This is a genomic window from Flavobacterium sp. GNP008, assembly GCF_056428965.1.
This window is the reverse complement of sequence record NZ_JBWJVL010000004.1, coordinates 173725-192212: the sequence shown is the minus strand read 5'-3', so window position 1 is coordinate 192212 and position 18488 is coordinate 173725. Positions and strand designations below refer to the sequence as shown.

Below are 18488 nucleotides of genomic sequence, written 5' to 3'. Positions count from 1 at the left end.
TTGCAAAGATATTTGAAATGAAATGAATTGTTAATTCAACAAGCGTTAATCTTTAATCCTAATTTTTTAGCTCTTTTTAACATAAATTCATAAGCCGGTTGGTACTCATTCTGTATTTCTCCCTCAAGTATCGCTTCCTTGATGGCCTCTTTTAGCATACCAATTTCCTTGGATGGCTTCAAATTAAATAGTTGCATGATTTCCTCTCCTGAAATTGGGGGTTGAAAATTACGAACATGATCGCGTTCTTCTACTTCTACAATTTTTTTACGGACGATTTCAAAATTATGATGGTATTTTTTGAATTTATTAGGGTTTTTGGTAGTAATGTCGGCTTCACATAATGTCATTAGATTTTCGACATCTTCACCGGCGTCAAAAACTAAACGGCGTACTGCGGAGTCCGTAACGGTGTCTTGTGATAGAACAATGGGGCGGGAACTCATCATGACCATCTTTTGTACAAACTTCATTTTCTGGTTCAATGGCATGTGCAAACGCTCAAATATTTTTTTTGCCATTTTACCGCCCAGAAATTCATGTCCATGAAATGTCCATCCTTGTTTTTTGTTAAAACGTTTCGTTGGTGCTTTTCCAATGTCATGTAATAACGCAGACCAGCGTAGCCAAACATCATCTGTATTGGGACAAATGTTATCGAGAACTTCCAAGGTGTGATAAAAATTATTTTTGTGCGTGTGCCCTTCTATTTCTTCCACTTGATTCAAAGCGGTCAGTTCCGGAAGGATAATATCCAAAAGGCCCGTTTTGAACAATAGCAAAAATCCAATGGAGGGCTTATCTGTAGAAAGGATTTTATTCAATTCGTCAACAATGCGTTCCCCGGATATAATTTTAATTCGTGACGCATTTTTTGTAATAGAGTTCAAAGAGTGCTCCTCAATTTCAAAACCCAATTGGTTTGCAAAACGAATGCCTCTTAACATTCGTAAAGGATCATCAGAAAAAGTAATATCCGGATCCAAAGGGGTTTTGATTGTTTTGTTTTTTAAATCTTCCAGACCGTTAAAAGGATCTGATAATTCGCCAAAGTTTTTTGCGTTTAATGATAAAGCCAAAGCGTTTATAGTAAAATCACGACGGTTTTGATCATCCTCTAGCGTTCCGTTCTCTACGACAGGATTGCGACTATCAAGATTATAGGATTCTTTTCGAGCACCTACAAATTCAATTTCAGTATCTTCAAAACGCAACATCGCTGTTCCATACGTTTTGAAAACTTGAACTTTTGGTTTTTTAGGAAGTAATTGAGAGACTTTCAAAGCCAGTTCGATTCCGCTGCCAACGGCAACAATATCAATGTCTTTTTTAAAATCTCTATTCAAAATCAAATCTCTAACAAAACCACCAATTACATAACTATCAATGTTAAGTTCTTGGGAAGCTTGCGAAATGACTTCGAAAATTTTATTGTTTAAGGCTTCTTTATAGGAAGTTTTGATGCTCATTTTAAAAATGTTTAAAGTTTATAGTTGCTAAACTAAAAACTGAATCCTGCTAACTATTTGCGAATCACTTTTACCTGGGAATCGTTCGTCAATTTTATAATTGTAGATGGTTTTCCGGCAATTTTTTCGCGATGCAAATTTACAACATAGTCTACGCCTTTTATAATTTCAGGACTGATTTCTTTGAAACTTTTTGGAGTAGGTTGACCGGAGATATTTGCTGAGGTTGAAACCAACGGTTTTTTCATCTTTTCCAACAATTTAAAGCAAAATGGTTCTTTCACGATACGAATTCCAAGAGAGTTATCTGGAGAAACTAAATTTAGAGCCACATTTCTGGGTTTATCAAGGATTATTGTTGTCGGATTTTCAGATAAATCCATAATCTGCCAGGCTACTTCTGGGATATCCTTGAAGACATTGTACATCATTTTTTCGCCATTCATCAAAACAAGCATGCTTTGGGTTTCGGCTCGTTGTTTGAGTTTGTATATTTTAGCGACCGCCTCAGGATTTGTAGCGTCACAGCCAATTCCCCAGACTGTGTCAGTAGGGTAAAGAATTATGCCGCCTTCTTTTATGACGTCGTAAGCATTGTGTATTTCTTGGTTGATGTCCATTTTGTTGTTTTAATATGGCAAAGATATTTATATGAATCTAAAAAAATCAGGATACAATTAAAAATGTTTTTTTAGAATTTATGTCGTCAGATTGCTGGTTGATTTGAATCGAGAACTAATTTTCTAAATCTTTTTCTTTAGGATTATATAATATTACACAGGCTGCAATTCTCATTTTAATTTTAAATTAAAGGATTTTGAATTTGCAAAACTATACGTTTTTTATGAATTATTACCAGAAAAGCGATTTAGCTTAATTTGAAAAATTGTTTTAGTATGATTATAATTGGATAAGGGCTTGTTTTTCTATAAGCTTCACTTTGATCAAAGGCCTAGGCTAAAATTGTGGTTAGGTAAATAAAGTTAAAAGTTTATCTATATTATGTTTAATTAAGATTCTATTTTTGTAAAAAATAAATAGCTCAAAATAATTTATATAATGATAAAACCTAAACGCATAGCAATAATAACCACCCATTCATTTGGCTATATTGACTTTTTAGTTGCTAAACTTAAGGCGGCCCATACTGTTGATTTGACTTACGTTAATATTGATGCGATTCCTTTTTCTTATAAAAATTTTTTTTCGAGACTTCTTAATTTTTTCATGAAACTGATGAGCCTTCCTAGTTTAAAAGAAGGTAATAAGACAAATTACATAAGACAAGTAATTCAAAACGGGGATTTATTTGATCAAATTTTAGTTATTAGACCTGATAAATTGCAACGAAAGACTTTGTTCGTATTAAGGGACAATGCAATTCAAATGACCTGTTTTTTATTTGATGGTATTGAAAATTTTAAAGATCAAAAAAAGACATTGTCATTTTTTGATACGGTTTACAGTTATGATAAAAAAGATGTTGAGAAGTATAATTTTCAATTTTTGACAAATTATATTTATGATGATAATATTCAAAATAATGGTATTGTCAATAAAGTTTTTAATATTTCTTCATTTGATAGAAGATTCCCTTTTTTAGAAAAGATAGCCAATTATTTAGCTGAAAACTCTATTACTTTCAAGTTTGTAGTTAAAAAAGATAAAAGATTTAACCATAAAAACATAGAAATTATTACTGAATACTTACCCATTAGTGAGGTTAAAAAATTAATTGCAAACAGTTTAGTTTTGGTAGACATTCAGAAGGAAAATCAATACGGGTTGAGCTTTCGTATTTTTGAAGCCTTAGGTTACGAGAAAAAAATAATTACTAATAATGAGGATGTTATTACGTATGATTTTTATAATAAGAATAATATTTTTGTAATTTCTGAGGAAAATTATGAAATACCACTTGATTTTTTTGAAACGGATTATACTAAAATTCAGGATGAAATTATTAATAAATATAAATTATCAAGCTGGATTTTAGAGGTTTTTAAATTAAATTTAGAATAAAATGAGCCTTTTGAAATTCTTAAGTGCTTCTTAAGCGATTCTTAATCTTTCAAAATAATGTTTGGACTACATTTACCGTTAAAATAATGTTAAATGAGAGTAATACATTTTACAACTTCAAAAGTTTGGCGAGGCCATGAACAAATGATAATAGATATTTATGAATCATTTAGAGATAATAAATTTGTTCAAAATCAATTGATTCTGTGTACAGGGGATTCTGAGATTTTTAGGATTGCCACGGAAAGGAAATTGCATGTACAGACAATCAATTTTAAATCAGAATATGACCTTAAATTAGCTAAGAAATTTAAAAAAAATGTAGTCGATTATGGTGCCGATTTGATAATCATGCATAATAGTAAAGCGCATACTATTAGTGTGTTATCATCTATTTTTTTTGGATTAAAAGTTCCTTTAATTTTATGCAGAACGTTAATTAAAGATATTGGAACTAATTTTTTTAGAAAATACAAGTACAATTATAAAGGGATAAAAAAAATCATATGTGTATCCGATTCAGTAGTTGAGATACTTAAACCTTCTATAAAAAATCATGACTCCATGACAGTCATTGGAAGTGTGGTTGATACAGATCGGTTTATTAACAATAAAAAAAATGGATTTCTGCACAGAGAATTCAATATACCATTAGATTATAAAATAATTGGAAATATCTCTGCATTTTGCAAAGTTAAAGACCATTATACTTGGGTAAATACAGTAGAAGAATTGCACCGTAGGGGTCTTAAAGCAAAATATATTTTAATAGGTGAAGGGTCTTTAGAACTAGAGATTAAAGACTATGTTAAATCTAAAGGATTAGAGAATGAAATTATTTTTGCGGGTTTTAGAAATGATATTAATAAATGCCTTCCTGAATTTGATTTGTTTTTATTTACCTCAAATTCTGAAGCGACAGGAGGGGTTATTCTCGAAAGTTATGCCTGTAAAGTTCCAGTTGTAGCTTCAAAAGCTGGTGGAATCCCAACCGTTTTAATTCATAATGAGACCGGTTTATTAGCAGAAACGGGCAATCCGATTGATTTTGCCAATAAAGTTGAGATTCTAATAAACGACAATACTATGCAGGATAAATTTATCAAAAATGGCTTTGATTTTTTGATGGCTACTTCCACACGCTTAATAATAGGCACTAAATTTTTAGATGTTTTGAATGAAGCAATTTTTATTAATTTAATTTAGTCAAATTTTTTATATTATGATTTCCATATTATGTCTGTTTTTATTTATTTTTTTAATTTTTATAAATTCTCAATTTAAATTGTTTTATTCTCCTTCAAAAAAAGTTAGAATTTTAGAATACCATTCTATCTCTACAAATGGTTTTGAGGACCAGATTACCATTAGTAAAGAGAAAATAATAGAACAATTTGAGTATTTAAAAAATAATAATTACACGACACTTTGGATGTCAGATCTTGATGACCTACAAAATAAAAAACAGAATTTAGCTCCAAAAACCGTTATCCTTACATTTGACGATGGTTTTTTAGATAATTATACAGTTTTATTTCCTTTATTAAAACACTACAATTTTAAAGCAGTTTGCTTTATGGTTTTGGGTAGAATAGGGCAAGATGTAGACTGGAACGGTCAGTATGTCAATGAGAATATGAAGTTGATGAATAAACAACAATTATTAGAAATTGGGACTCACATTGAGTTGGGGTATCATACATTTAAACATGATAATTACGCTGATTTGACTTTGGATGAAATTGAAAAAGATCTTGAGCAGTGTAAAGAAATAATAACAAGGGAAAATTTAAATGTTTTTCCTGCTTTGGCATATACTTACGGTGGATATTATAGGAAAAAAGGAGTCAATCAAAAACTGTTTTTTGATGTATTAAAAAACGCAGGCATTAAATATGCCCTAAGAATAGGAAACAGAATCAATATTTTTCCTTTAATAAACAGGTATGAAGTTCAACGTATCGATATTAGAGGTAGAGATTCGATGAAAGATTTTAAAAAGAAAATTATTTTTGGACGCACAAAATTATTTTAGATAGTAGAAATTTCATGAAATCCAGATTCTCACAATTCGTAGCATTAAATCAATTACTTAAATATTAGTTGTATAGAGGGTTATGTCGGTTTTAATAGCATAGCGAACCTTGATGTATTTTGGGCTAATTCCCACTTAAAATAGCTTGATATTCTTTTAAAGTTTTTTGAGCCATTACTGAAGCGGTATAACTTGAAATTAATTTTTCGTAGGAAAGGGTTACAAATTTTCTCTCAAGCTCTTTATTGTTAAACAAATAAATTATTTTTTCTGATAGCATCTCAAAATCTTCTTTTGGAGTTAAAAGACCGTTAATGCCTTCTTGAATAATTTCAGGAATTCCTCCTACATTAGTACTTATTACAGGTTTTTTATGATAAAAACTTTCAAATATTACTTCGGGTATGCCTTCGCTTTGTGAGGTCATTAATAATGCATCAAATTGTGGGATGAAGTTAGAAGCACTTGGTACATATCCTAAAAAATGGATGTAGTTTTCCAATTTTAATTCTTTAATTTTTGTTAATAAATCTTCCGTGCGCTCCGTAAAAGAGCCAATTTGCACAAATATTATATCTGTTCTTTTTTTTACATTCACAATTATATTAACTGTTTCTATAAGTGTCTCAAGATTTTTAGCCCTAATGTGATTTCCTATTGTTCCTACTATTTTTTTAGAGGCATCAATAGCAAATTTCTCGCGTAATAAAAAATCTGTCGCAGTGCTTTTATTGGTAACAGACGTGCCTTGGTAAACTGTAATTACCTTATCTCGATCTTTAATTGACTGTAAAGTAATTCTTCTGGTCTCGTCTGAAACACATAAATATTTTTTTATTTTAGAATAGTTGTATTTATAAAGTGTAAGTTTTTTATTTTTTATTGGGAATGACGTTTTCTTACTAAAAAGAAAAGGAGGTAAATTAGCAAATTTATCCGCAATAATAGTCAACGCAATTGCAGACGGATCATGAATGTGAATAATATCAACTTTTTTAGTTTTACATAAATTAATGATTTTCAATGAAAAGCGGAGATCTATATTATAAGCTAAAGGTGCAGTTTGAAATTCGATTTGGGTTTTATTTAAACGTTCGTGAAAAAGAGTGTTTTCAACACATAAGACAATATTTTTTATTTCAGGATTGGATTGTTTCAATTCATAACATAAGGTTTCAATATGGTTTTCACCACCGCCCCAACTTTTTACTGCAGATATATGTAGAATGGTCATGTATTGATTTTATTGTTTAAATTTGTTTACTAATTTTTGGTTTTTATTAGAAAGTTCGTTCGTAATTCTAACATTTATTTAATTCAATCTTCCTTTACTTTCTCATTTATGCAACAATACAGCATGATTTAGGCATAATTTTAGGTAAAATTACATTAAATATTTTAAGTCTTGAATTCAATACTTACTTTTGTCATTCTATTGTCCCTTTTATGAAATATATTTTTGCCCCTTCTTTTAAATCTATTGAGAACCAAATCAGCAGCTGTATCAATAATTTTGATACGGATGGAATATTATTTGGTGATGGTCAAAGAAATAAGATAAAACTCTTCGATTTAGAAAGTAAAACCATTAATATCAAATCGTTTAAAATCCCTAATCTTATTAATCAAGTCGCCTATAAATATTTCAGAAAATCTAAAGCCAGACGTTCTTTCGAGTATGCAAATACATTAATAACAAACGGTATAGGAACGCCTCAACCCATTGCTTATGCTGAAAATTTTAAAGTTTTAGGACTGGAAAATAGTTTTTACATTAGTGAACACCTTCCGGCCGAATTGACTTTTAGAGAACTAGTACAAAATCCGGACTACCCAGACCATGAGAATATCTTGCGTCAGTTTACTCAATTTACATTTGATTTACATCAAAAAGGAATTGAGTTTTTAGATCATTCTCCAGGAAATACATTGATACAAAAGCGATTGGAAGGTAAATATAATTTCTATTTGGTAGATTTAAACCGAATGAATTTTCATCATGTAATGGATTTTGATTGTCGTATGAAAAATTTTCATCGGCTTACGCCAAAAATTGAAATGTTAGCTATAATGAGTGATGAGTATGCAAAATTGTACGATAAGAAATACGATGAGATATTCAATAAAATGTGCTTTTATACCAATGATTTTCAGTCAAAATTTCATAAAAAAATTGCTCGTAAAAAGAAATTATTATTTTGGAGGTAACTGTAGTTTTCTTTTCCAAAGTTGTCCTAATTCTTGATAGCGAATGTGAATCGAATAAGCATTTAAATAACAAATAATCACCCCCTTTTCTCCGTCTAAAAAGCCTAACCGAACAATAAAATTAAATAAAAAATTATAAATTGGATGTAAAAGATGTAGTAAAAAAGAAGAATTTTGTTTCTTAATGAACATCTCTTGAGCTTTAAGTTTTCCGTAACGAATTGTTTTTGAATGATATGCTTGGTAATTCATATACGAATAATGAATGAGTCTATTTTTTAAAACACTTATGTTTCCATTTACTATTAATTTTTCATGTACGAGTTTATCGGTAGTGTATTCCGCATGTTTTTTATGAAAAAGGCGGTATATTTTATCATTTTGATTTCCGCTGAAATGCAAAACTTTATTTTTAAACATAAAAGTTCTTCGAAATAGAAAAGCGGCGTAGTTCGCATTATTATGTACAGTATCTACAATTTCCTTTTTTAATTCAGGAGTCAATCTTTCATCGGCATCGAGAAACAAAATCCAGTCATTTTTTGCTTGAGCAATTGCAAAATTTCTTTGTAAAGAATAATTTTCAAACTTATTTTGAATGAATTTTACGTTATCGAATGCTTTACAAATACCCTCAGTTCCATCTGTGCTGAATGAATCTACAACAATAATTTCGTCAGCAAAATCCAAATCAGCCAAAAGCGCTTTCATTTGACTCTCCTCGTTTAATGTAATTATTAAAACTGAAATGTTAGTATTGTGATTGAATTCCATTAATTTTTGAATGTTTTACAAAAATAGAGCATTATTCTAAATGTGTTTCCAAGAAAGTATGCAAAGAAGGAAAAATTAATTCGGGAGTGAACTCCTTATAAAATAAAACAGTATCTTTTTTTACTGTTTTAGCCGTTTTACCTTCAAATAAATCAGGTCTAAACTCTTGTAAATGCTGCGAAACATGATTAATTCCATCTTCAAATGTGGCCCAACCTTTTTTGTCAATCCAAGGGGAAAAAACAATAAAAGAGGGTTTTTCTAATGCTTTTGCCATATTTATTGCCCCGCCATCGTTGCCAATTATCATATCACAATGATTCATTATAGCAATAAATTCTCGGATATTTTTCCCTAAAACGGAAAAATAAATTTTTTGTCTCGTACTTTCTTTACATCTATTGTAGATTTTTTTTGCATCTTCAATTTGCTTTGGAAAATAATTAAAAAGAATATTCACATCATCCTTATCTGCAATGAAATCGACTAATTGAGACATGTATTCCAGTGGATAGGTTTTATCAGAACTGCTCCCAATGAGACTGACCATAACTGTTTTTTTAGACGGGTCTATTACATGAGAGTCAAAAAGAGAAGCCGCAAAATCATTCTCTTCTTTTGTAACATAAATCTTGGGAAATGTTTCTAATTCAATATCCAGATGTAAAGGATTTAGCAATGCTAATCGTTGTTCGATTATTAATCCTAAATTCGTAATGGGCGTTTTTTTTCTAATGACAGTATCCGTATAAAGAAAGTCTCTCCCTTTTTTCCAGTACGATATTTTTTGTTTGGCACCAGAAAATAATACCACTAACCAACTTTCTAATTTTGAATAAGCGTCAATGACAACATCATATTTTTCTGCACGAATAGATTTTAATAATTTGAAATATTCCCATTTGCTTTTTTGATGTTTTTCTTTAAAAAGGATAAGATTATCGAAACTGGTATTTCCTTGTAAAACAGCAATTGTTGATTCGTATACCATATAATCAATTTGTGCTTTTGGATACGCTTTGCGTAAATTATCGCATAAAATGGAGCTTACTAAAACATCACCAATCATTTTTTGTTGAATTACAAGTATTTTCATTTGAAGAAAATTAGAGAATTAAGCTTTTGTTTTCAAGTAATTCATCGCGCGAGGACTAATCCACGTTTGTTTTTGAAGCGCATTAAAATAGTAAACGGATAAGCTTATAAGCATCAATCTGTTCACCTTTAATTTTGGAATAAAAAACAAAAATAGGCTTACAATAGATAGTAGTGTTTTCTCCAGAAGAACTCCTATAATCAATAGACTTTGCAAATATATTTGAATTCCAAAGGAGAATTGATTGCTGATGTACACGTGTTTAGAAATAATAACTTCTGTTTTTGTAAGTGCTTTTGTTTTGACATTTATTCGAGAGGCACCGCCGTGCTGATGGAAAATTGTAGCTTTTCTGGTTACGGCAACTTTTCCTCCAAGATCAGTAACTTTTTTGCAAAGGTCAACATCTTCAAAATACAACCAGTAATCTTCGTTCCAACCTTTAATTTTTTTAAACCAATTTCTACTAATAAAAACAACAGCTCCAGTCACCCAATCCGGGTAAAATAAATCGCTAGTATTGTTGAAACGTTTTTCTAGTTTTGCTTTATTAAGTTTTCTGAATATGGCTCTTGAGATTCCAAAAAACCTTCCTAGAGCGGGAAATAAATTATTCTGTTTGTAAAAAACATTGTTTTCATTTATTTGAAGACAGGACAGAATTCCAATTTCAGGATGTGAAACCTCGGTTTGCAAAAGCGTTTCTAAAGCTTCAAGTGTAAGTTTTGTGTCTGGATTTAAAAAAAGGAAATGGTTTCCCGAAGCAATGGTTGCACCAAAGTTGCAACCATTTGAGAAACCATTATTACCAGTATTTTCTATAAATGTAAACTTGGAATATTTTTGTTTAAAAACAGGAAATTGTCCGTCATTAGAAAAATTATCAACAATGATTACTTCGAATGTGAATGCTCTTGAAATAATTGCCTCAATAGATTCTAAGCATTCGTCCAAGGCTTTCCAACCTCGGTAATTGACGATAATTATTGAAATATCCAATAGGTTTTTTATAAAATTTTTAAACGAAAACGGATTATACCGCTACGTCATATTCACGTAACGCGTTGTTCAATGATGTTTTCAAATCAGTTGAAGGTTTACGAGTTCCAATAATCAAAGCACAAGGTACTTGAAATTCACCAGCAGCGAATTTTTTAGTATAACTTCCAGGAATTACAACGGAACGAGCAGGGACATATCCTTTCATTTCAACTGGAGTTTCACCGGTTACATCAATTATTTTTGTAGAGGCAGTCAAACATACATTGGCACCAAGAACAGCTTCTTTACCAACATGAACGCCCTCAACAACAATACATCGAGAACCAATAAAGGCACCATCTTCAATGATTACCGGAGCCGCTTGCAAAGGTTCAAGAACACCACCAATTCCTACACCACCACTTAAATGTACGTTTTTACCAATTTGCGCACAACTTCCTACGGTTGCCCAAGTGTCCACCATAGTGCCTTCGTCAACATAAGCACCAATGTTTACATAACTTGGCATCAAGATAACACCACTTGAAATGTAAGCACCGTAACGTGCTACTGCATTAGGAACTACACGAATTCCTTTTTCGGCAAAGTCTTTTTTTAACAACATTTTGTCATGGTATTCAAAAATACCAGAATGTAACGTTTCCATTTTTTGAATTGGAAAATACATCACTACTGCTTTCTTAACCCATTCGTTTACTTGCCATCCTTCACCAACTGGCTCGGCAACACGTAATTTTCCGGTATCTAATAATTCGATAACTTCTCTGATAGCATCAGTTGTGTTTTTTTCCTGTAACAATGCACGGTTTTCCCAAGCTTGTTCTATAATAGTTTGTAATGGATTCATTTTTAATTTATTTTTGGCAAAGATAGGATTTTTAACCAAAAGCAAAAAGGCAAATTCAGTCGAAAATGTTACAGATTTAACTTGTTTTATGTTATGTGTTTTTAAATTAGAGAACTAACGAAAAAGCAGTAGGCAATCGAAAATAATTTTACTGATGTAAGAGTACAATACTGTAAATACCGATTGTAGGATGCTTATGACATGGATTCAAAATTTGGTTTCAATTGTCAAAAATAAATCGGTGGTGCGTATTATATCCATTGAAAATAGTAAGCAGCACATGAATCTTTTATTAACTATAACAATCATTTAAGTAGAATTTTGAATTTTGAATTGGGAGTATGGAAAACAAGGTCGTCGAAACAACACTGTAATTCAAAAAACAATAAAAATATTTCTGAGTTGATTTATAAAGGATTAAAAAGTTTTTGGTAACAAAACAATACGAAAGTGATATTTCCAATGCTACTAAAGTATTGAAAAAATAAAATAGTTATATTTGAAAAAAATAAATAAATGCCAAGAATTCTCTCCATCGATTATGGGCAAAAACGAACTGGAATTGCCGTCACTGATGAAATGCAAATTATTGCTTCGGGATTGACAACCATTCCATCGGCAACAGCAATAACTTTTCTGAAGGAGTACTTCGCCAGAGAAAAAGTAGAAGCCGTGCTCATTGGCGAGCCTAAACAGATGAATGGCGAGCCTTCAGAGAGCGCCTCTATTATAAAAGGGTTTGTAACACATTTTACCAATCATTTTCCAGAGATGAAAGTCATTCGGGTTGATGAGCGGTTTACTTCCAAAATGGCATTCCAAACCATGATTGATAGCGGTATGAGCAAGAAAAAACGTCAAAACAAGGCTTTGATTGACGAGATATCGGCTACTATAATGCTTCAGGATTATTTGACTCGAAAGCGATTTTAAAATCACTATTGAATCAGTGTTTTGCCAATAAAACGTTTTGATAAATGTAACTTTTCAGACAAAATTTATGCTTTTTTTTGCAATTATATAATTTATCTTTGCACTTTAAAATATAGTTATGCCTGACACAACCATACGTACAAATAGTGAAGTAGTTCTTATAGGAGCTGGAATTATGAGCGCCACTCTGGGCTTACTCTTAAAAGAATTACAACCCGATATAAAGATTGAAATTTATGAGCGATTAGATATTGCCGCAGCCGAAAGTTCTGATGCATGGAATAATGCTGGTACAGGACATTCTGCCTTTTGTGAGCTCAATTATACTCCCGAAAGTGAAGATGGAAGTATTAGTGCCAAAAAAGCAATTAGCATTGCGGAATCTTTTGAAGTTTCGCGTCAATTTTGGGCTTATTTAGTCCAAGAGAATAAAGTTCCTTCTCCTGAAAAATTTATAAAAAGTATTCCACACATGAGTTTTGTTTGGGGGGATAAAAATGTAGAATATCTTAAAAAAAGATATGAGTCCTTACGGTCTAATCCTCTCTTTAAAGATATGATATTTAGTACTGATTTTTCTGAGTTGATGCAGTCAATGCCTTTGGTTATGGAAGGCAGGAAGGATTCTGACAAAGTGGCTGCTACCACAATGGCAATTGGTACCGATGTAAATTTTGGGGAATTAACCAGAAGTATTTTTGGTTATTTAACAACGCTAGAAGGGGTTACCATTCACTTTAATCATGAAGTACAAAAATTAAAACAAAGGGAAGATAAATCTTGGAGAATAAAAATCACTGATTTGGGTACAGGCCTAACTACAAAAGCCTACACTAAATTTGTTTTTATTGGAGCTGGTGGTGGTTCTTTACCATTATTAGAAAAAGCAAATGTTCCCGAAGGAAAAGGCTATGGCGGTTTTCCGGTAAGCGGGCAGTGGCTTAAATGTATCAATCCTGAAGTGATCGCAAAACATCAAGCAAAAGTATACGGGAAAGCTAGTGTTGGCGCACCACCAATGTCAGTACCCCATATTGATTCCCGCATGATAAATGGTGAAAAAGCATTACTTTTTGGCCCTTTTGCTGGATTTTCAACTCGGTTTTTAAAAAATGGTTCGTATTCGGATTTGCCGTTGTCTATAAAACCAGACAATATTATTCCTATGATTGCTGCGGGAATTAAGAATATTCCGTTGACCAAATATCTAATAGAGCAAGTGCGTCAATCACCAAAAGACAGAATTAATGCGTTGAGAGAATATGTGCCTAGTGCACGATCAAAAGACTGGGTTTTGGAGCGGGCAGGACAACGCGTACAAGTGATCAAGAAAGACGAGAAAGAAGGCGGGATTCTGGAGTTTGGTACTGAAGTGATTACCACTGATGATGGTACTTTGTCTGTTTTGCTTGGTGCTTCACCAGGCGCATCTACAGCTGTTTCTATCATGGTTGAATTGATCGAAAGGTGTTTTAAAGAACAATTTGAAACACCAGAATGGCAAAATAAATTTAAAACGATGATTCCTTCTTTTGGTCAAGAATTAAACAACAATCCAGACTTGTTAGCAGCAATTAGAAAAGAAACGGCTGCCGTTTTGAAACTGAATAATTAGAAATTTATAAATAAAAGGCGCTACATTTTAGATTGTATTTATTTTTGCGCCTTTCCTTTAATATTTTTTAAAATTTTAGTTGTTTTTACAATGTTTTCGGATAAATTAGTGAGCCAGATTAACTGCTCAATCACTAACTGCGCTTCTTGCATTTTCATTTGAAACGCTTCTTCATCGATTGGAATTCCTTCTTTTAATTCTTTTTCTCGAATGTTTTTTAAATCTGTAAAACGAATCGCTAAATCTTCTTTGGGAAGATTTTCTTCTAGTTCTAAATTATTTTCTTTCAATAGCGCAATAGCATTATCTAAGTTTTTAATTGCTGCGTTCACCACTACATTAAATGACTCAGAAGCAGTGGTAGTTTTATGCGATTGTATATAAGTTCCTAACGAAGCCAGCGAGGACAATAAAGAATGATTTAAGACTGTTAGTTTATATACCTGTGGGACTTGTTTTTGTTTTGATTTAGGCTCTTGAACCATTCTTTGAAAAGAGGCCATTAAGTTCCCAATTTCAATAAAAGCATTTTTTCTTGCTAGACGGTATGAAGTTGGAATACTTCCTTTTTTATTATAAAAAACAGAAATTTCTTTTAGATAATCTTGATTAGCTTTAATCGATTTTTCTAAATAGATAGGAATATTTAAAAATTCCCACGAAGGCCATAAAAAGTGATTTGCCATAAATGTTAAAACAGCCCCGACTAAGGTATCCAGTATGCGATATTGTACTAAATCTCCAATATTAGGCGTTATGATTCCATAAATAAAAACGACATACATGGTTACAAAAGTAGCACTTACTTTGTAGTTGATTTGTGTGAAGAAAAAACCCAAAAGCATACAAAGAATAGAAAAAATACTAATAATGATGTTGTCTTTTACATAGTAAAGAATTCCAAAAGCAATAAATCCACCTATAAAAGTCCCTATTATCCGATCAAAAGAACGCTCTTTTGTCAAGCCATAACCAGGCCTCATAATTACAATTATGGTCAGTAAAATCCAGTAAACGTTGTGGAACGGCAGTAAGTTTCCAATAATCAGTCCAATCATCAAAGTTATCGTTAATCGCAAGGAATGTCTGAAAATAGTAGAGGATAAACTGAGGTTTTCTGTCACAGTACTTAACGGATAATACTGTGGGGTCAGGAATTTTTCTAAATCGGTATCAATGCCTTTATAGTCTTGGGAATTAAAAGTTAATGTAAAAGCACGTTCGACAATTGTTATTTTTTCGACTTGCTTTTCAGCATACTGCAGCATGGTTGTTAACATAAAAACACCTTCAGTTGCAGTGATTTTACCTAAATCATTTTCATAATCTGTAATGGCTAACTGTAAAGCTTTTAGATCACTGAATAAAGTATGTTTAGAAATGTACTTCGTTTGTTTTTTTACACTTTTGGACAATTGTTTTAAACTAGCTGCCAAATTGTACGCTAAACGTTGGTAGGTAAGTAAAACCTTTGGATGATTATCGAATTTATGATGCAATTTATCATGATCAAATGCGGTAGATAAAGCCAGCTCCAGAATTTCTACCAATGAAATAAACACCAAAAGCATTTTACGGTTTTGATTAGAAGAACCAGACGTAATATGACTGCTGATTAATACTTCTCGGATGTTTTGATGAATGGTATTCAGTTCCACCTGAAGGTGTAACTGTTTTTCAGTAATGGCTTTTTTATCGGCATTGAGAGTCCACAAATCACCTCGTAGTTTTAAATATTTTGCCGTAAGCTTAATGCATTCTGCAATTTGTAATTCGATGTAACGATGCGGTCTGATGTAATGAAAAATAAGTGAAATCAAGAGGTAAAATAAGCCTCCAGCAAGAATTAAACTGGAATGCTGCACCATTACCCAGCCGGTATTGATACTTGAAAATGCCAGCGAAAGTGCAATGAGACTGGAGAAAGAAACCATCGTGGCGCGTTGTCCGTACACAGAAATCATAGATAATATAAAAATTAATACAGCTAAAAACGGATAGAAAATCCAAGAGTAAGGATAGACAATATTTACAATTAAATTGATGCCTGCTACTAAAAAGGCAGTAACTAGAACACCATTGACCTTATGTTTTAGACTGCTCGGAATATCACTGGGATAGGTAAAAAAAGCACCCAGAGCCATTGCAAAACCCATTTCGAATTTATCAAAAAACGAAAACAATACAACGGGAACTACTGCTGCTAGGGTAACTTTTATAGCATTAGTAAAATTGGTAGTATCAGTAAATTTTCGGATTTTGTAAATCATATTATAGTATAGGGACAAAGGTAAGATTTGTATGAATTATTCAAAGAATAAATAGAGGTCTTTTGTTTTAAATTGTAAATATTAGCTAATATTTAACGGCAGATTATTCATTGTCTATTTTTTTACTATTTTTGCAAACTGAATGAAAAGGAAATCTATTTCAATTTCAGTAGACAATACTTAATACAAGACGAATGATTTTACCAATTATAGGATACGGCGATCCCGTTTTAAGAAAAACAGGTGAAGTTCTTTCACCGGAACATCCAAATTTGAAAGAAACGATTGCTAATATGTACGAGACCATGTATAATGCCTATGGTGTTGGACTTGCTGCGCCACAAGTAGGATTAGCCCTTCGTTTATTTGTAATCGACACCACTCCTTTTAGCGATGATGAAGATCTAGAAGACGCGGAACAAAAGGAATTAAAAGGATTCAAAAAAACTTTTATCAATGCCAAAATGATAAAAGAAGAAGGTGAAGAGTGGAGTTTTAACGAAGGGTGCTTAAGTATTCCTGATGTTAGAGAGGATGTTTACAGAAACCCAACCATAACAATAGAATATTGTGAAGAAGATTTTGTGATGAAAACCGAAGTATTTGATGGATTAATAGCTAGAGTAATTCAACACGAGTACGATCATATTGAAGGAATTTTGTTTACAGATAAAATATCTTCATTAAAAAAACGATTGATTCAAAAGAAACTAAAAAACATCTTAGAAGGTAAAACATTCCAAGATTACAGAATGAAATTTTTTGCCAAAAAGGGAAGATAAAACAAATTTACAGCTTTGCTTGGTATGATTTTTGGATTTAAAAGAAAAAATAAATAAGTCAAATTCTTAATAATAATTACACAAAACATGAATTTAGAAAAAATATTAGCCATTTCAGGGAAACCAGGTTTATATGTATTGAAAGTACAAACTAGAACTGGCTTTGTAGCAGAATCATTGGCAGACGGAAAAAAAATCACAGTGAACTTGAAAAGCAATGTGAGTTTATTGTCTGAAATTTCAATTTACACCTATGAAGGCGAAAAACCATTAGCTGAAATCATGCAAATGATCGCTGATAAAGAAAACAAAGGTGCAGCAATATCTCATAAACAAGAGAATGCTACATTGATGGCTTATTTTAAAGAGATTTTACCAGATTATGATGAAGAAAGAGTGTATCCTTCTGATATCAAAAAAGTTTTAAACTGGTACAATATGCTTCAAGCAAAAGGATTAATTACTGATGAAGCTCCAGCTGATGCAGTGACAGAAGAGGTTGCCGTCGTTGCAGAAGAAACTCCTGCAGCAGAAGTGAAAGTTCCTGCAAAAAAAGCAAAAGCTCAAAAAGAGTAATTCTATTTTAAAATAATATTTAATCCTGTTCAGCTATTTTCTGAACAGGATTTTTTTATTTTTACCAAAAACCATTTCTGATGAATTCAAGACAACACCAACTGCAAGCTTTCGAAAGAGTATTAGACATTATGGATGATTTGCGTGAAAAATGCCCTTGGGACAAAAAGCAAACCATGCAAACCTTGCGGCATCTCACTATTGAAGAAACCTACGAATTAGGGGATGCTATTTTAGACAATGATTTAAACGAAGTCAAAAAAGAATTAGGGGATTTGTTATTGCATATTGTTTTTTATGCCAAAATAGGAAGCGAGACTAATGATTTTGATATAGCCGATGTATGCAATGAAATTTGTGAAAAGTTAATTCACCGTCATCCGCATATTTACGGTGATGTGGTGGTAAAAGACGAGGAAGAAGTAAAACAAAACTGGGAAAAACTAAAACTTAAGGAAGGCAAAAAGTCGGTTTTGGAAGGGGTTCCCAAAAGTTTACCGGCACTAGTAAAAGCTAGCCGAATTCAGGATAAAGTAAAAGCAGTGGGATTTGACTGGGAAGAATCGCATCAGGTTTGGGATAAAGTTCAAGAAGAATTAGAGGAATTGCACGTTGAGGTTGAAGCAGGCGATCAGGATAAGATTGAGGCCGAATTTGGAGATGTTTTATTTTCGATGATCAATTATGCCCGATTTCTAAATGTAAATCCGGAAGATGCATTGGAACGAACTAATAAAAAATTCATCAAACGTTTCCAATATTTAGAAAGTAAAGCAGGAGAATTAGGAAAACCCTTAATGGATATGACTTTAGCTGAAATGGATGTGTTTTGGGAAGAAGCGAAAAAACTATAGAGTTT

17 protein-coding genes are annotated in these 18488 nt (G+C 32.0%); 9 read left to right on the top strand and 8 right to left on the bottom strand.

From position 1 onward, the window contains the following. Window positions 1–35 precede the first annotated feature (35 nt). Both AC0608_RS12770 and AC0608_RS12765 read right to left on the bottom strand, forming a co-directional pair. The gene (locus tag AC0608_RS12770; protein WP_478289323.1) at window positions 36–1469 is read right to left on the bottom strand and encodes a CCA tRNA nucleotidyltransferase; all 1434 of its coding nucleotides are present in this window, start codon (window positions 1467–1469) and stop codon (window positions 36–38) included. A gap of 53 nt (window positions 1470–1522) precedes the next feature. Further along, window positions 1523–2089 carry an L-threonylcarbamoyladenylate synthase gene (locus AC0608_RS12765; RefSeq protein ID WP_417959543.1) on the bottom strand — a complete coding sequence of 189 codons (567 nt, stop codon included), beginning with the start codon at window positions 2087–2089 and terminating at the stop codon, window positions 1523–1525. A 439-nt stretch (window positions 2090–2528) separates the two neighbouring features. Here AC0608_RS12765 and AC0608_RS12760 point away from each other — a divergent pair, with 439 nt between their 5' ends. The 3 genes from AC0608_RS12760 to AC0608_RS12750 all read left to right on the top strand — a co-directional run bounded on the left by AC0608_RS12760 (window position 2529) and on the right by AC0608_RS12750 (window position 5526). Next, a complete protein-coding gene (locus AC0608_RS12760; protein ID WP_478289322.1) occupies window positions 2529–3491 on the top strand; it encodes a WaaS/CpsH family glycosyltransferase in 963 nt (320 codons plus the stop codon). Between the two features lie 93 nt (window positions 3492–3584). Beyond that, window positions 3585–4697: a glycosyltransferase gene (locus AC0608_RS12755; RefSeq protein ID WP_417959545.1), complete on the top strand. Its 1113-nt coding sequence runs from the start codon at window positions 3585–3587 to the stop codon at window positions 4695–4697. A 16-nt stretch (window positions 4698–4713) separates the two neighbouring features. Further along, the gene (locus AC0608_RS12750) at window positions 4714–5526 is read left to right on the top strand and encodes a polysaccharide deacetylase family protein (protein WP_417959546.1); all 813 of its coding nucleotides are present in this window, start codon (window positions 4714–4716) and stop codon (window positions 5524–5526) included. A 124-nt stretch (window positions 5527–5650) separates the two neighbouring features. Here AC0608_RS12750 and AC0608_RS12745 read toward each other — a convergent pair whose 3' ends face one another. Continuing rightward, window positions 5651–6760, bottom strand: a complete 1110-nt coding sequence (locus tag AC0608_RS12745) for a glycosyltransferase family 4 protein (RefSeq protein ID WP_478289321.1) — start codon at window positions 6758–6760, stop codon at window positions 5651–5653. 212 nt (window positions 6761–6972) lie between these two features. Here AC0608_RS12745 and AC0608_RS12740 point away from each other — a divergent pair, with 212 nt between their 5' ends. Further along, window positions 6973–7734 (top strand): lipopolysaccharide kinase InaA family protein, encoded by a 762-nt coding sequence (locus AC0608_RS12740; protein WP_478289320.1) that lies wholly within the window; start codon window positions 6973–6975, stop codon window positions 7732–7734. Here the strand turns inward: AC0608_RS12740 and AC0608_RS12735 are convergent. From AC0608_RS12735 to AC0608_RS12720, 4 genes are read right to left on the bottom strand one after another with little or no spacing between them, the layout of a single operon-like run. After that, window positions 7720–8508 (bottom strand): glycosyltransferase family 2 protein, encoded by a 789-nt coding sequence (locus AC0608_RS12735; RefSeq protein WP_478289319.1) that lies wholly within the window; start codon window positions 8506–8508, stop codon window positions 7720–7722. The genes AC0608_RS12740 and AC0608_RS12735 overlap by 15 nt on opposite strands. A 31-nt stretch (window positions 8509–8539) precedes the next feature. Next, complete coding sequence (locus AC0608_RS12730; RefSeq protein ID WP_478289318.1) at window positions 8540–9604, bottom strand: glycosyltransferase family 9 protein; 1065 nt, start codon at window positions 9602–9604, stop codon at window positions 8540–8542. Window positions 9605–9622: 18 nt separating this feature from the next. Then, a complete protein-coding gene (locus tag AC0608_RS12725) occupies window positions 9623–10603 on the bottom strand; it encodes a glycosyltransferase family 2 protein (RefSeq protein ID WP_478289317.1) in 981 nt (326 codons plus the stop codon). Window positions 10604–10637: 34 nt separating this feature from the next. Beyond that, window positions 10638–11453, bottom strand: a complete 816-nt coding sequence (locus AC0608_RS12720) for a 2,3,4,5-tetrahydropyridine-2,6-dicarboxylate N-succinyltransferase (protein WP_417959553.1) — start codon at window positions 11451–11453, stop codon at window positions 10638–10640. 516 nt (window positions 11454–11969) lie between these two features. Here AC0608_RS12720 and ruvX point away from each other — a divergent pair. Next, the gene (gene ruvX, locus AC0608_RS12715) at window positions 11970–12386 is read left to right on the top strand and encodes a Holliday junction resolvase RuvX (RefSeq protein WP_478289316.1); all 417 of its coding nucleotides are present in this window, start codon (window positions 11970–11972) and stop codon (window positions 12384–12386) included. Between the two features lie 118 nt (window positions 12387–12504). Then, window positions 12505–14001, top strand: coding sequence for a malate:quinone oxidoreductase (locus tag AC0608_RS12710; RefSeq protein WP_478289315.1), 1497 nt, complete (start codon window positions 12505–12507; stop codon window positions 13999–14001). A gap of 38 nt (window positions 14002–14039) precedes the next feature. Here the strand turns inward: AC0608_RS12710 and AC0608_RS12705 are convergent, their stop codons facing one another. Continuing rightward, window positions 14040–16271: an FUSC family protein gene (locus tag AC0608_RS12705; protein ID WP_478289314.1), complete on the bottom strand. Its 2232-nt coding sequence runs from the start codon at window positions 16269–16271 to the stop codon at window positions 14040–14042. Between the two features lie 194 nt (window positions 16272–16465). Here AC0608_RS12705 and def point away from each other — a divergent pair, with 194 nt between their 5' ends. The 3 genes from def to mazG all read left to right on the top strand — a co-directional run bounded on the left by def (window position 16466) and on the right by mazG (window position 18483). Beyond that, a complete protein-coding gene (def, locus tag AC0608_RS12700) occupies window positions 16466–17053 on the top strand; it encodes a peptide deformylase (RefSeq protein WP_478289313.1) in 588 nt (195 codons plus the stop codon). Between the two features lie 87 nt (window positions 17054–17140). Continuing rightward, window positions 17141–17629, top strand: a complete 489-nt coding sequence (locus tag AC0608_RS12695; RefSeq protein WP_478289312.1) for a DUF5606 family protein — start codon at window positions 17141–17143, stop codon at window positions 17627–17629. 80 nt (window positions 17630–17709) lie between these two features. Next, window positions 17710–18483, top strand: a complete 774-nt coding sequence (gene mazG / locus AC0608_RS12690; protein WP_478289311.1) for a nucleoside triphosphate pyrophosphohydrolase — start codon at window positions 17710–17712, stop codon at window positions 18481–18483. Window positions 18484–18488: the final 5 nt, after the last annotated feature.